Raw genomic sequence first — 15,252 nt, 5'->3', positions numbered from 1 at the left:
CCTGGCCAGGCTATCGGCCAGGGTACCACCGGCATTGGCCTCCTTGATGCCCCCGGTTAGAGGGCTTTTGGCCCCCACGGAGAGCCGCCCGGCACTGGAGACCCCCAGGGCCGCCAATGGGCCACCGCTGAAGATGAGCTTATTCTCCTCCCCGAGGGGATCACACCGTGGATTCACCTCCTCAGAGAGCACTCTGGCGACAAGCTGTCTACCCCCTTGGAGCGGATCGGCTAATGCCTCCTCACGCCATTGGCCATCGGTCATAGTGAAGCGCAGGAGAGAGGGTGTCGGACTCATTTCGAACTCCTTAGAAGCATCAAAAATAGGGTCGCCTGATGATACTCCGCATCAATGCGGCAGGGGCGTTTGACGCTTGGGATCCCACCAGTGAACGAACATGGTTGCTCATCTGGGTGTAGGCCTAAATCCTGCTTCAGAAGGTCTCTCTGGGCCAAAAGGCAATCGTTTGTAGCGTTTGTATCTTACACCATCCCGCCCTGCGGGTCAACGAAAAAATTGAGATCGATGGGCAGCAGGGGTTCCAAGGAGGGCAGAGCCCCTTTGCTAGGGGTCTGGGGATGTACCTCAAGGCACAAAAAAGCCCGAAGGGCCGCCTTGATCCCCCTGTGGGGGTTTGAGGGAGCTACTCAACACCCTCATGACCGGCCCTTGACTTTTTGCACGATGGGGGTAAACTATAGCTAGGTTCCCATATGCGCTGAACCTTGGCCGGGCCCCTAGGCGAAGGGGCTGCCGTTGAGCTCTGCTGCTAGCCGGACGAAGGCTACCCTGCCCCTTTGCCAGTGGCGACCCTGGCCCAGACGATCACCGTCGGAGGGATGACGATGGCACCGAAGCGACCCTTCATCCTTGTGGCGCTCCCCCTCATCCTGGCCCTCCTGCTGGCACCGGGCGGTGTGGCACCGATCACCGCTGATGAGCCGCAACCGCCGCCTCCGCTTCAGTACCGCACCCACAGCGCCCCCGCCGCTATCCTGAGCAACAGGACAACACTCCAGCAGTCCTAGTAGCCCACCTCCCTGGGGCAGATTGGCGGTTCCACTTACGCTGTGGCTGTGCAGGGGAACCACGCTTACATCGGCCTTGGGCCACGGCTGGTAGTCCTGGACGTCTCTGACCCCGCCCGCCCCGCGGTGGTTGGGGAGAGTGCGCCGCTGCCAGGCGTGGTACAAGGCGTGGCCATGGCCGGCAACTACGCCTACGTGGCCGCTGGAAGCAGCGGCCTGCGCATCATCGATGTCTCCAACGCCACCAGCCCCAGGGAGGTGGGCTACTACGTTACAGCAGGGGATGCCCGGGGCGTGGTACTGGCCGGCGACCGCGCCTACGTGGCCAATGTTGACGGCCTGCGCATCATCGATGTCTCCAACGCCACCAGCCCCAGGGAGGTGGGCTACTACGTTACAGCAGGGTATGCCGAAGGCGTGGCACTGGCCAGCAACTACGCCTACGTGGCCGCTGGAAGCAGCGGCCTTTGGATTTTGCGGTTCACAGCCCCTCTGACACCTTTGACCTATCCGGTCTACTTGCCACTCATCCAGCTCGACCGCTAAGGCGCCCCAGATCAATAAACGACAAGAACCCGGCGGCAGGGTGCCCAAGGCGCAGGTTCGGGTATTTGCCCCACCCCCACCCTGCCCACAAGCAGAGTGGCGTCTCACCCCAGAAGCCAACACGGGGGCGTTGAGTATCTCCCCAAATTATTGACAGATTTAGGGCCCACAAATAGAATAGTCTCGCCCTAACCATGCCATCGTAATATGAGCAGCATACTAAACTGGAGGTGCGATGCCCATGCCACCGAAGGTCTCTTCCCAATGGTTGTCCCTACTCCACTTGTCGTTAGCCGTCCTTCTCGGTCTAGCCCTACTCATAGGCTATATGAGCCTATCAGGCGAGTCGACCTCTTCCCAGGCCGCACCTTCCCTGGCCTTCCATGGATTCACCGCGCCAAGTGGCACGGAGAAGGTGGCCGAAGGGGAGGACTATGCCTCGCTTGTCTGGGGCGATCCCTGGGATATGAGCCAGATCACCGACATATATAACGAGCGCACCTTAAACATGAGCTCTGGTGCCGGGACGAATCGTCTTGAGATCGTGGAGGGGAGCATCCTCAGCGGCACTACCACCACCAATGACCCTCAGATCTTTCTACTTTGGCCCGGCTATGCTAAATACCAGACCGTCGATAAATACGGCAGTTTACATCCTATTGATGCCTCTAAATATAAGCAGCTATCTTTCCGTATGTACCTGAGCCAGGCCGATCCTAACACAAGCGGGGCGCGCCTTTTCTGGTATGGGAGCACCAAATTGCAGGACGGCCCTTACACCGGCTCGAACGTCATCCCCGTCTATCCAGGCTGGCACATCTACACCATCGACCTGAGCGCCATCGGTAAGAGTGAGGGCAATCTGGATTGGACTGGACAGATTGTGGGCCTGCGGCTCACTCCTGTCATGGCCAGCGGGGTGGATGTGCGGATAGATTGGGTCAGGCTGACCCCCCTTGATACCGACAGCACGACGTTCAATATTCAATGGACGGCTGGCAGCGGTGTGGCTAGCCTCTATGCCGATTCCGATACCGATGACACCGCTACCCTAGAACAGATCACCACTGGTCTAGACGTATCTCACACGACCTCCTATACCTGGAAGACAGCTCATCTGCCGCCGGGAAACTACTACGTTGCGGCCAGGGTCGGCATCGACTATGCCTCCACTGTGCTGGAGAAGCCCTGGAACATGAGCGATGCCGGGGATGTGGCTTTCAGCGTTGGACTCGACCCGCTGACCTTCTCCGACGGTGTGCTGCGCGCCAAGGTAACAAAGAGCGCTGGGGACAATTACTTCTGGCTGCGTTACGATGTCAATCGACCGATCGATAAGACTGTTTTCAAGAAGCTGGTCTTCCGCATGTACTCCAGCCAGCCCAGTAAGTGGCTTTTTCTGTGGTATGATGTCGATGATACCTCCCATCCCTACTTCGGCAATTGGCAGGATAGCCAGACTGGCTGGCAGACCTATTCCCTTGACCTGAGCGAGGATCCGCATTGGACAGACCCAAAAGCCACAGTAGCCAAAATCTTACGGCTTACGCCAGCCTATGATGTAGGGGTCGAAGTTCAGATCGATTGGGTGGCCCTCACCACGGGCGATACGCCCTCCAGTGAAAGCGACCTGGCCCTCACCACCATCTACAGCCCGGGACCGCTGGCTGTCAATAAGGCGCCCGTTCTCAGGTTTACTGCCCCTAGCATGACCAGTGGGGAGGACTACGCCACAGCCCACTTCGGCAAACCCTGGGATATGAATTCGTTGTGCGATATAGCGGCCACACACGACTTAGCCAGCTATAGCCTCAATGAGGGCATCCTCAATCTGACCAGCACGGGCACGGTCTATGAGGAAGGAAATCTGAAGACAGGCGATCCCCAGGTCACTCTGCGCACGAGTGCCTTCCCCGGCGCCCCCACCATACCCATTGATACAGATAAATATTATTATGTCACCTATCGCTTCAAAGAGGACCATGCGCAGGATACCGACCTTGGCTCGATCAACCGCCTCGTCTGGTGGAATAGAGGAGCCAGTCTCGATATGACCGAGGCGGAGGCCGTGGTGACCGACGAAGGGTGGCACACCTATAGCTATGATCTAAAAAAAGCCCTCATCGCCTCCGGACCGGGATGGACAGGTACCCAGACGGTGTTTCGCTTTGATCCGAATGAGATACCCAAAGCAGTCACCTCCCACCTGGACTACGTCCTCTTGACGGCCGACGACTGGGCCGATACCTCGTACACGATAAGATGGTCAATCGCTAACCCGGACGATACGGCCATGATCACCCTCTATTACGACACCAGTAATACGGCCTACAGCGAGGAGCATCAGATCGCCAGCATCAGCCAAAGCGCTGGTGATAGCTACACCTGGGACACATCGGCCGTAGCACCTGGTACGTATTACATCTGGGCCAAGGTCAACGATGGACACAATATCGTTCGGCGCTATAGCGAAACCCCGCTCATCATCTCCAGATGGCCTACGGTCAACATCACCCAACCGGATGGTACCGACGACCGCCTCTTATTGGGTCGAGATTACGCCACCAATGTGCTCGGTAACCCCTGGGACATGGACAGCCCAGCCGATGCTCCACTCATAAGTGGGATAAGCGATTCCTTCTCCGCTGGGGTCTTCTCGGGAAGGGGTACCAACGACGATCCTTACTTCTGGCTGAACACCAGTGACAGCACGGGCAAGGTAGCATACATCGATGCTGCGACGTATTCCCGATTGACCTTCAGGATGTACGCTGACCAGAACACGAGGGGGGCTGTCTTCTGGTCACCGGCCGAGGGAGTCTGGTATTCGACGGAAGTCTTCACCATCTATCCGGGCTGGAATCAATACAGCCTTGACCTCTCCACTTACCCACGATGGACAGGGCTGATTCGCAACCTCCGTCTGGATCCGGTGAGTGGTGCTGGGGTGAACTTCCAGGTCGATTGGGTAAAATTGACTGCCCCCAGCTCCTCTAACTTCACTATCCGCTGGAGTGCTAGCAACGATAGCAATGCCAGCCTCTCTCTCTACTACGATACGAGGCAGGGAAGCCAGGAGGGGATTCTCATCGCCAGTGGGCTCAACCCGGCCTCAGGAAGCTACACCTGGGACACCTCATTTCTCGACCTGGGCACCTACTATGTCTACGCTAAGATCAGTAGTAAGACTGCCCCGACGAGATACAGCTATGCCCCTGGCCCGATAACCATCGTCGGGCAAACGCCCCCCTCATTGCAGGTATGGCCTAATGCCCTGGGCATCTGGACGCTTGGCGCCAGGATCACTGAAGTCAGCAGCACAGTCAGTCAGACCTTGACCATTGATAGCGGTGGTGTAGCCGCCTTCAGCTGGACAGCCGCGACGGATCAACCCTGGCTAGCAGTGAGCCCCTCTAGCGGCAGCGCTCAGCCAGCTGTGTTGACCGTTACGGCCGATCGGAGTGGGAAGACGGTGGGCAGCTATTCTGGCCAGGTGATGATAAATGCTGGGCAACTAGGGACACGTACCATACCGATAACGCTGGTCGTGGCCCAGACAATCAACAAGACCTACCTACCCCTCTCGGTCAAAAGCTATAGTGAGGCGTGGTAGGGTATATATCTTCCATCCGCCCGCGCCAGGCCTGGTACAACTGCTGCACCTTCCTCTCAAATAAGGGATGAGGGCACTACCTCGTGCTATAATGAGGATGAATCTACCTTCAGGAGGTACGGCCATGCGTGTACTTCTTACCGAACCGATTGACCCGGCCGGTATGGCCATCCTGGCCCAGACAGCGGAAACAGTTTTCCCCAACGCCCGTGAAGAAACAGCCCTGGCTGAGGCGATAAGCGCTGTTGATGCGGTCATCGTGCGTTTGTCCCGTATCAGCGGTGACCTACTACGGTGTGGTCACTGCTTGAAGGTAGTAGGTAAACACGGCATCGGTGTGGATAACATCGACGTTGCCACTGCCACGGAGCTCGGTATCTGGGTCGTCAACACGCCGCTGGCTAATATCCGCTCAGTAGCCGAATACACCTGGGGGCTCATCCTGGGGATGGTTAGAAGGATACCTCAGGCACACCACTCCCTACAGGGAGGGGAGTGGCAACCAGGACATTTTGAAAGCAGGGAGTTGGCCGGCAAGACCTTAGGCATCATCGGTTTGGGCAATATTGGCTTTGCCGTTGCTCGCCTGGGGCGCGCCTTCGGTATGAAACTGCTTGTCTACGATCCCTATGTGAGTGGTGAGCGACTCCGCCGTGTGGGGGCCAAGGTGGTGGATCTGAGAACGCTCCTCCAGGAGGCAGCGGTGGTCACCATACACGTGCCTCTCACTGCCGAGACGCGTGGTCTACTGGGCGAGAAGGAGCTATCCTGGCTGTCGCCGGCTAGTTATCTGGTGAACACGGCGCGGGGCGGCATCGTCGATGAGGCGGCCCTTTGCCGTTTGCTGCAATCCGGTCACCTGGCTGGGGCAGCGCTCGATGTCTTTGCTACAGAGCCCCTGCCCGCGGATAGTCCACTGCACCATGCACCCAATCTGATACTGACACCCCACATCGCCGCAGCTACTAGGGAGGCTTTGCAGGGCATGGCCGTAACCGTCGCCGAGGAGGTGGTGCGGGTTCTCCAGGGCAAGAGGCCACGTTATCCAGTAAATGAACCTTTCCAACAAAGGAACCGCTGAAATACAGCGGGCGAGGAAGGCATCCGGCGATGAAACACCTGGGGCCAGCGCTCGTCATTGCTGCCCTGATCCTGTCTTTCGGCCACGATAGGCTACAGGCCAACGACGGATTCACCCATAAGACCTATCTCCTGATCGTAGCTAATAATGCTCTCCTTGATGCTTCACCGGTATCAGCAGCGCCTGAGTATATGACGCTCACCTGGCCAGATGTCGGTTGTATGTTTTATCCGAATCGAACCCAGACTGGACCGCGAGATAACGCTGCCGTAGCGGCGACCTGGCCCGACTATCAACAAATGTTCGGTCTATTGGAACAATGGGGACGGATCACCGGTTATGCCAGCGTTTTTGAAGTGGACGCCTCCTGGAACGTGATCACCGGTACGCTCTCGATTGAGAGCCTCACCTCCAGCTACAAATCGCCCGAGGGAGCACGGCAGGCATTTGAGTACACGGTGGAGCGATTCCTAGAGATGAATCCGGGGGAGACGCCCGTCTCTGTCAAACAGATCGGTGATGCAACCGCTGCCTGGTCGCACGCCTGGACGGATTATGAGGGGCGCACCTGGCGCTCGTATCGGCTGCAATTTCGTAAGGCCAACATCGGCGTCACTCTGTGGACCTCCAGTGTAGCTCAGGGGTATACCTCGCCTGATGAGACCATAGCCCTCGCCGAGAAGATTGCGGCTAAGATTGAATAGGTGATAAATTTGCCAACACTCGCCGAAGAGCTCTATGAAGACGTGCTTCGCTGCAACAAGTGTGGCTTCTGTCAGGCCGTTTGCCCCACCTACCAGGTGACGCGGCTCGAGTCGCAGGTGTCCAGAGGAAGGATCACTTTAATGAGACACGTTATCGAAGAGGGATTCCCCCTGCCTAAGCGCCTGGATCAAGGGGCCCTGGCTACCTGTCTCCTCTGCCGCGGTTGCATTTCCGCTTGCCCTCCGGGGATAAAGACCGACGAGCTGGTTAGCCGTGCCCGGGCGGAGATAGTCACCCGGGAGGGGCAATCGTGGCTCTTGACCCTCCTCTTCAGGCAGCTGCTATCTTCCCCTCGCCGCCTCGATCGCTTCGCTAAAGCCGTACGACTGATTCAACTGAGCGGTCTGCAACGGCTGGCTGAGGCCACGGGTATGACAAGATTGCTCGGAGCATTGGGACGAGCAGTTCCCTTTCTGCCGACTCTGCCCCAGCAAACGGCCCAGGAGATGATGGCCACGGTCAATCACAACCCGGAACGTCCCCGAGGTAGGGTGGCCTACTTCATTGGCTGCCTGCCTAATACGCTTTATCCCGATGTAGTCCTGGCCACACGGCGCGTCCTGTGGTGGAACGACATCGCCGTAGAAGTACCTCGGGTCGTTTGCTGTGGTGTACCACCGCACAGCTTCGGAGATTTCGCCTCTGCTCGCCTCCTGGCTAGAAGGAACATCCAGATTCTTAAGGGAGTGCAGGCTGAGGCCATCGTAACCGACTGTGCCAGTTGTAGCGCTTTTTTGAAGGACTACGTACACCTGTTGGCTGATGACCCCCAGTACGTCAAAGACGCTGCCGCCTTAAGCGCCAAGGTCAGGCACATCAGTGAGTATCTCTCTGAGATAGGATGGCAACCGCCAGTGGGAGAGCTAAAACAGAGGGTCACCTACCATGACCCATGCCACCTGGTGCATCACCAGAAGATAGCCCAGCAACCCCGCGCCATCCTGAAAAGCATCCCGGGTCTGACCTTTGTTGAATGTCCAGAGCCGACTATGTGTTGTGGAGGGGCAGGAGCCTATTTTATGCTCCAGACCGAGCTCTCACTGCAGATACTGGAGCGAAAGATGGGCAATCTGGCCACGACCCAAGCCAATATCGTGGCCACTGAAAATCCCTCTTGTCTACTTCAGCTCGCCTACGGGGCGAGGAGATTTAACCCTAAACTGAGAGTCAGGCACACGATGCAACTTTTGGATGAAGCCTATAACGGGAGAGGGTAGGGGCACGGTTACCGTGCCCTTATTCAAGTCCATACCAGAGGGCGAGGAGACCTCGCCCCTACAGTTTTCAGTGATCACAGCCCAGAAGGGGTGTGCATCCGCCGAAGGCGGACCCTCGGCGGACGGGGGTTTGGGGTATCCCCAAATTTCTATTACCCCCTCTCCTGTCCTTCCCGTCCGGGAAGGACAGGAGAGGGGTAGGGGGTAAGGACAATGCCTAGCATATTAATAAAGAACGGTCGTCTCATTACTTTGAACACCGTAGGGGAGATCTTCGAGGGAGATATTCTCATCCAAGACAGATTCATTCGACAGATTGGAACGCAAATAGCCTCCTCTGCCGACAAGGTGATCGAGGCCAGGGGAAAGGTAGTGTTGCCAGGACTGATTCAGACCCACGTCCACCTCTGTCAGAGCCTATTTCGCGGGCTGGCCAATGATCTCGACCTGATAGATTGGTTGCTCCGTAAGACCTTCCCCTTTGAGGCCGCCCATGATCCGGATACCCTTTATGATGCAGCGTGCCTTGGCCTGGCCGAGATGATCAAGGCAGGCACGACAACAATCGTCGACATGGGAACCATACACCACCATGACAGCGTCTTTCAGGCTATTCAGGATAGCGGTATCCGCGCCCAATCAGGCAAGGCTATGATGGACCATCAGCCCGCTTTACCTCCTTATCTGTGCGAGACAACGAGTGATGCCCTTCAACAGAGCGTCGCTCTCCTGGAGAAATGGCACCTTAAGGAGGAGCGCATTCGTTACGGCTTCGCCCCACGCAGTCCTCGCCATTGTACTGACGAATTGCACCAAGAGGTACGGAGACTGGCCGAACGATACCAGGTGAACATCCACAGCCACGCTGCTGAGAGCCAAAAGTCGAATATGGAGACGTTTCAACAGCGTGGGCTGACACAGGTCAGGTACTTCCACGCCGCTGGACTGACCGGTCCAAACCTCCAGCTGGCCCATTGCATCTGGCTGGACGAGGAGGAGCTGTCCATATTGGCTACCACTCAGACGAAGGTTCTGCACTGCCCCTCGGCGAACTTGAAGCTGGGATCAGGCATAGCCATGGTCCCTGAGATGTTACAAAGGGGAGTGAAGGTGTCCATCGGCGCTGATGGTGCCGCCTGCAATGACAATCTGGACCCCTTCATTGAGATGAGAATCGCCGCCCTTATCCAGAAGCCCAGACTCGGACCGACTGTCCTACCCGCACGGGAGGTCCTGAGGATGGCTACGCACGGAGGAGCCGAAGCGCTGGGGTTAGAGAAGGAGATAGGCAGCTTGGAGGTAGGGAAAAGGGCTGATCTCATTATCCTGAACGCGGAGGGTCCGCATCTGGCCCCCCTGCCCGATGGCGACCTCGTCTCCCGCCTTATCTACTCGGCCAGGTCAGCCGATGTCGAGACTACCATCGTTGATGGTCGAATCCTAATGGAGGGGAGAGTGCTGAAGACGCTCGATGAAGAAGACGTAGTAGCCAGAGCGAAGAGGTCTATCCAGCGAATCTTAAAAAGGGTCGAACACAAATAGAACCTCATTGGGATAGCCTCTCGCCCGCCACGCCCTATATTCCCTCAGATACTTCTAGCTCCTCATCGCCTGTTAACTCCTCATGGCCGAGCGCTCGCCAGGCTCTCTCCCGACGTCCGGAATGTTGTCCCCTCTGAAAGAACTGGAGGATGAGGAGGATGAACAAGAGCGGTAAGAGCAACCAGGAACTGAGGCCACGGCGCCGACGGGGATCGGACTCGGTCGGGTCAGGGCGGACGCCTTCACTATCGTGAACCTTTGTCTCGGGGTAAAGCAGCAGCTGACGCCGCAAGTGAGCCATCTGTTCCTGACAATGCCTCTTCTCCTCCTCATGGAGCAAAATCTGTGTATCCTTGATGTCCCGTCCAAAGCCCATTTGACGATAGACTCCTCTTTCTCGCCGGAGGTTGGCTATCTCAGAATCGATCTGCCGTATCTTCAGACGAAGGCGAGATAACTCCACTTTAAGCTCTGGCGCTCCCATGCGAAACCCCCTCAGATAAGCGTGTACACCGTGCATTATAATCGTGAATCAGCCGCGCGACAATGGTGTGAATTGAACAATTTTATGCTATAATTTCTGTTGATTTCTTATCAGCGGAGGAGGCCAATTGTTCTCCCCTTTCAATCTCATCTTTGGGCTTTTCTCACGTGACATAGGCATCGATCTGGGTACGGCCAATACCCTGGTCACAGTCAAAGGTAAGGGGATTATCATTGATGAACCATCCGTCGTGGCCATAAACAAGAAGACGAAAAAGATCTTGGCCATCGGGGCGGAAGCTAAACGAATGGTTGGGCGAACGCCAGCCAATATCGTGGCCATTCGTCCTCTTAAGGATGGGGTCATAGGCGATTTTGATGTGGCCGAGCAAATGCTACGTTACTTCATCCAAAAGGCCAATCACCAATTTGGTTATTCAGGCCGACCACGGGTGGTGATTGGTATCCCCAGTGGCGTAACTGAGGTGGAGAAGATGGCCGTCCATGATGCGGCCAGGAATGCCGGAGCGAGAGAAGCTCACCTGATTGAGGAACCGATGGCTGCGGCGATCGGCGCCAACCTCCCTATCACTGAAGCCACTGGCAGCATGATCGTCGATATTGGCGGGGGGACAACGGAGGTAGCCGTCTTCTCTCTGGCTGGGATTGTCTTGAGTCGTTCCATTCGCATCGCCGGTGATGAGATGGATCAGGAGATTATGCAATATGCCCACCAAAGACATAACTTGGCTATCGGTGAGCGTATGGCCGAGGAAGTCAAGATCGCCATCGGCTCAGCCTACCCACTACCCGAAGAGCGCACGGCGATTCTGCGGGGACGTGACTTGGTCACCGGCCTTCCAAAGTCGGTTGAAATAAGCAGTGTGGAGATCCGAGAGGCCATCTCCAGTTCTGCATCAGCCATTGTCGAAATGGTTAAGATGACCATCGAGGAGACCCCTCCAGAGCTCATCGCCGACCTTATGGCTCAGGGGATCGCCTTAGCCGGTGGGGGGGCACTTCTGGCCGGACTGGACCAGCGCCTATCCCAAGAGACGAAGATGCGGGTTTACGTGGCCGATGATCCTCTTACCTGTGTAGTACGCGGTACAGCTGAGGTATTGGAAGAGATCGATATTTTGCGCAAGGTGGAGGTACCAGTTAAATACGAGCGACCACTTAGATAAGCAGCGGCCAGCTTCGGGTCATTGCCCCCTCACCCTTCTTCACTAGTTAGAGGTTTACCTTTGCGAAGCGTACTTTACTATCTTGGCTTTGTTCTGGCCATCGGCCTAATCGCCATCAGACTGATAGCCCCTCTCCACCTTGTAGAAGACCTCGCTGCAAGGGGTATCGCCCCTTTGCAGTGGGCTACTACCACAGCTATCGAACCCGTCGCCAATCTCCTGCAAGCCATCCAAACAATAGGCGAGCTGCGCCGAGAGAACGAGCGCTTACGCCAGACAGTGGATCGGCTTACCCAGGAGAATGTAAGGCTCTCTGAACTGGAAAGGGAAAATGCACAGCTGCGTGAACAGCTGAACTTGAAAAGAGCCCAACCAGGCTACCAATGGATACCAGCCGAGGTCATCGGACAGGATGCCAGTAACCTGGTCCGATCAGTGATCATCAACCGAGGCGCAAATGATGGGATACAGATAGGCATGACCGTTATGACTACCCGCGGTTTAGTGGGAAGGGTCGTCCGCCTCAGTCCCGTCACGGCCAAGGTGCTCCTCATCAGTGATGTGAGCAGCTCCGTCAGCGCTATAATTCAGAGCTCCCGTGCCAACGGGGTGGTTGATGGACAGGGAACTCCTCTATTGACGATGAAGTACATCGATCAACGCCTCCCGATAAAAACTGGAGATAAGGTGATAACTTCTGGCGTCGGTGGGGTCTTCCCGGCAGGTATCCTCGTCGGCTACGTGACTGACGTCACCAAGAAAGACACCGCTATGTTTCAGCAGGCGAGCGTTGAGCCTGCTGTTGATCTCAAAGGGTTACAGGGGCAGACTGTTCTGGTCATTACAAACTTTGTACCCCTGAAGCTCGATTGAAGAGGGCTGTCAGATCAATCTTTATCTCACACTGGTTATCCTTTTGCTTGGAGCATTATTACAGTCAACCGTCCTTCCCCAATTGTCTTTAGCCGGAGTGAAGGTGGATCTCGTCTTATTGCTGGTCGTGGGCTGGGGCAGCTTGAGGGGGAGAGAGGAGGGCCTCGTTTGGGGGCTTATCGGGGGAGCAATGCTTGACTTTCTCTCCGCAGTACCCTTCGGCACGACTCTAACTGCTATGTCTCTAATCGGTTTACTGTCCGGCGCGGTCAGGCCCGAACTTTTCCAAACCTACATGATATTGCCTCTGCTCACTGCTCCCACAGCCACAATTATCTTCGACCTCATTATGCTGGGATTATTACAGCTTCTTGGCTGGCCCGTAGATTGGCCAGGCTTATTCACGCCGGTGATCCTGCCCTCGGCCCTGCTCAATGCCGCCGCAATGCCCTTTGTCTATGGCTTTTTGGCCTGGTTGAACAAGAGGATCCAACCAGGAGGGCTATGGGCCAAATAGCACAAAGGCGAAGCTTCATGTATACTTAGATCGAGGTGGGATCGCTTTGTTCGAAAATCTAACCGATAGACTACAAGCTATCTTCAAGCGCCTGCGCGGTCGAGGGTTACTGACGGAGAGGGACGTTGATGAGGCCCTACGCGAGATCCGCCTGGCCCTACTCGAGGCCGACGTTAACTTCCGTGTAGTTAAACAGTTTGTCACTCACGTGCGCGAACGGGCCGTCGGGGCCGAGGTGATGCAGAGCCTCAGTCCGGCTCAACAGGTAATCAAGATTGTGCACGAAGAACTGATCAACATGCTGGGTGAGCCCAGCCGACTCAGCCTCGACAGACCTCCACCGCTCACCGTCATGCTGGTGGGATTACAGGGGTCGGGCAAGACCACGACAGCAGCCAAGTTGGCCCTACAGCTACAACGTCAGGGTCAACGGCCACTCTTGGTAGCCGCCGACGTGCGCCGTCCGGCGGCGATCCAGCAGCTGGTAACCTTGGGGCGCCAGCTGAATATACCCGTCTACAACGAGGGTATAGGCCCACCACCCGATATCTGCGCCAGGGCAGTCAAGAAGGCCAAGGAGACGGCCGTTAGCGTGGTCATCCTGGATACAGCGGGACGTCTGCATATAGATGACCAGATGATGGAGGAGCTGGTTCGGATCAAGCAGCGAATTGGCCCCGCGGAGGTCCTCCTGATAGTTGATGCGATGACCGGACAGGACGCCGTGCGCGTGGCCGAGGAGTTCAACCAGCGCGTCGGGCTGACGGGGCTCATCCTGACGAAATTGGATGGGGATGCACGAGGCGGGGCAGCCCTCTCTATCCGCGCTGTGACCGGGGTGCCAATCAAGTACATTGGCACCGGTGAGAAGCTGGAGGCTTTAGAACCATTCTACCCCGATCGCCTGGCCTCGCGTATCCTGGGAATGGGCGATATTTTAAGCCTCATTGAGAAAGCCCAGACCACCTTCGATCGAGAGCAGACCGCTGTCCTAGAAAAGAAGCTGCGTACCGCCACCTTCGACCTGGAGGATTTCCTGGCGCAGTTACAGCAGATGAAAAAGATGGGTCCCTTGAGTCAACTGGTAGAGATGATCCCCGGCTTTGGTGGACTTCGTCACCAGCTACCAGTCGAGACCTTTGATGATCGGCAAATCAAGCGGATCGAGGCCATTATTTATTCGATGACCCCGGCGGAACGACGCGATCCAAGCATCATCGACGGCAGTCGCCGCCGCCGTATCGCGCGGGGCAGCGGTACAATGCCTCATGAGGTCAATCAGTTGCTCAGTCAGTTTCGCCAGATGCAGAAGATGATGAGAATGATGTCTGAAGGTAAGATGCCCCGTGGTTTGATGGGGTTATTTGGGTAATGATAACATTACGTGAACCACCGCCCGCCTGCCTGTTGACAATAGGTAGGATAGTGTTATAATTAAAGTGCGTCCGGTTCAGGGCATTGAGCTTCAGGTTATGGGAGGTTCGCTGACCATGGCGCAAATTCTCTATGGAGTGTGGCAAGTCGACAAGTAAAGCCCTGCACGTGGTGCAGGGCAGGGCAACCTCAGGCTACACCCCAGGCGAAGAAACCTGCCCATAGCGTTTGGGGCAGGGAGGGCTGACCGGAACGGTCAGTGGGGTGGATGTCCTGATAAGAGCGTGTGTTCAGGGCCATGTCAGAAGACGTGGCCCTTTTTTAGTTATTCAAAAATCTCCCTACCTTACCTCAGATAAACGCCCTCTGCGCCGTTATCATCTCCCCAAAAAAATCTTTTTTCCAGCAGAGCAATCGTGTTATAATTAAGATCGCTAGGGGCAAAGAATTAAAAGGAGAAGGGCATGGACGGATCCACAGAGGCGACAGCGGGAGCACAGAAGGCGACCACAACAGAAAGCCAGGTTGGGTCGGCCACGGAGGTTTTCCAGCTAGCCCTGAAGGAGGGCCAGGAGATTCGGGCTGCGGCAGAAAGATACCGCGCTGAAGTCGAGGCTGATGCCATAAAGCGAGCTGAGACCATATATAACCAGATCGTCAGCGCTGCTCAGCAGGCTGCCGAGGAAATCAAAAGGAGAGCAGTGGAGGAGGCACGCCAGATCATTACCGAAGTGAACCAACAGCGTGCCGAGGCCGAACGAGAGCTCGCTGAGAGCAGGGCCAAGGTCAGCGAGTTAGAAGCGACATATAAACATTTCCTCGAGGATCTCTGGTCACGTTTGCAGGGGGTGCATGCTGCCGAAACGTTGGCTCCTAGTGAACCGGCTATCTCACCTGAGCCCACAAAAGGAGCTCCCCAAGAAAAGGCCCCTAAAGGGCGCAGGTTCCTTGCCGCCCTATTTGGGCGACCACAAGAAGAGGCCAAGCCGACAGCAGCGCCTCCTGTAAACGTGACCAGAGATCCTC

General features: G+C 56.4%; 14 protein-coding genes. 12 read left to right on the top strand and 2 right to left on the bottom strand.

Annotation, left to right across the window (positions count from 1 at the left end; genetic code table 11):
• Nucleotides 1–297, bottom strand: a 297-nt coding sequence (locus M1136_01140) for an aldehyde ferredoxin oxidoreductase (GenBank protein ID MCL5074246.1), incomplete at its 3' end; no start/stop codon positions are given.
• A gap of 548 nt (nt 298–845) precedes the next feature.
• On the opposite strand from M1136_01140, the gene M1136_01135 reads away from it, so the two are divergent.
• The 7 genes from M1136_01135 (at nt 846) to M1136_01105 (ending at nt 9,792) form a co-directional block, all read left to right on the top strand.
• A complete protein-coding gene (locus M1136_01135) occupies nt 846–1,028 on the top strand; it encodes a hypothetical protein (GenBank protein MCL5074245.1) in 183 nt (60 codons plus the stop codon).
• A 42-nt stretch (nt 1,029–1,070) separates the two neighbouring features.
• Nucleotides 1,071–1,574, top strand: coding sequence for a hypothetical protein (locus tag M1136_01130; GenBank protein ID MCL5074244.1), 504 nt, complete (start codon nt 1,071–1,073; stop codon nt 1,572–1,574).
• A gap of 235 nt (nt 1,575–1,809) precedes the next feature.
• Entirely contained in the window at nt 1,810–5,187 is a 3,378-nt protein-coding gene (locus tag M1136_01125; GenBank protein ID MCL5074243.1) for a hypothetical protein, read from the top strand.
• Between the two features lie 124 nt (nt 5,188–5,311).
• Nucleotides 5,312–6,268: a hydroxyacid dehydrogenase gene (locus M1136_01120; protein ID MCL5074242.1), complete on the top strand. Its 957-nt coding sequence runs from the start codon at nt 5,312–5,314 to the stop codon at nt 6,266–6,268.
• Between the two features lie 29 nt (nt 6,269–6,297).
• Complete coding sequence (locus M1136_01115) at nt 6,298–6,972, top strand: hypothetical protein (protein ID MCL5074241.1); 675 nt, start codon at nt 6,298–6,300, stop codon at nt 6,970–6,972.
• 9 nt (nt 6,973–6,981) lie between these two features.
• Nucleotides 6,982–8,250 (top strand): (Fe-S)-binding protein, encoded by a 1,269-nt coding sequence (locus M1136_01110; GenBank protein MCL5074240.1) that lies wholly within the window; start codon nt 6,982–6,984, stop codon nt 8,248–8,250.
• Nucleotides 8,251–8,463: 213 nt separating this feature from the next.
• Entirely contained in the window at nt 8,464–9,792 is a 1,329-nt protein-coding gene (locus M1136_01105) for a 5'-deoxyadenosine deaminase (GenBank protein ID MCL5074239.1), read from the top strand.
• Nucleotides 9,793–9,826: 34 nt separating this feature from the next.
• On the opposite strand, the gene M1136_01100 is transcribed toward M1136_01105, so the two are convergent.
• Nucleotides 9,827–10,276 (bottom strand): hypothetical protein, encoded by a 450-nt coding sequence (locus M1136_01100; GenBank protein ID MCL5074238.1) that lies wholly within the window; start codon nt 10,274–10,276, stop codon nt 9,827–9,829.
• 148 nt (nt 10,277–10,424) lie between these two features.
• Between M1136_01100 and M1136_01095 the strand changes: the two genes are divergently transcribed.
• The 5 genes from M1136_01095 to M1136_01075 all read left to right on the top strand — a co-directional run.
• Nucleotides 10,425–11,462, top strand: coding sequence for a rod shape-determining protein (locus M1136_01095; protein ID MCL5074237.1), 1,038 nt, complete (start codon nt 10,425–10,427; stop codon nt 11,460–11,462).
• 60 nt (nt 11,463–11,522) lie between these two features.
• Complete coding sequence (gene mreC, locus M1136_01090) at nt 11,523–12,335, top strand: rod shape-determining protein MreC (protein MCL5074236.1); 813 nt, start codon at nt 11,523–11,525, stop codon at nt 12,333–12,335.
• A gap of 43 nt (nt 12,336–12,378) precedes the next feature.
• Entirely contained in the window at nt 12,379–12,852 is a 474-nt protein-coding gene (gene mreD, locus M1136_01085; GenBank protein MCL5074235.1) for a rod shape-determining protein MreD, read from the top strand.
• 46 nt (nt 12,853–12,898) lie between these two features.
• A complete protein-coding gene (gene ffh, locus M1136_01080; GenBank protein ID MCL5074234.1) occupies nt 12,899–14,224 on the top strand; it encodes a signal recognition particle protein in 1,326 nt (441 codons plus the stop codon).
• 466 nt (nt 14,225–14,690) lie between these two features.
• On the top strand, nt 14,691–15,252 hold a 562-nt coding region (locus M1136_01075; protein MCL5074233.1), incomplete at its 3' end, for a hypothetical protein.

Source organism: Chloroflexota bacterium (genome assembly GCA_023475225.1).
GTDB lineage: Bacteria > Chloroflexota > UBA6077 > FW602-bin22 > JAMCVK01 > JAMCVK01.
Note: the sequence above shows the minus strand (reverse complement) of the source record. Positions and strands in the feature narration are given on the sequence as shown.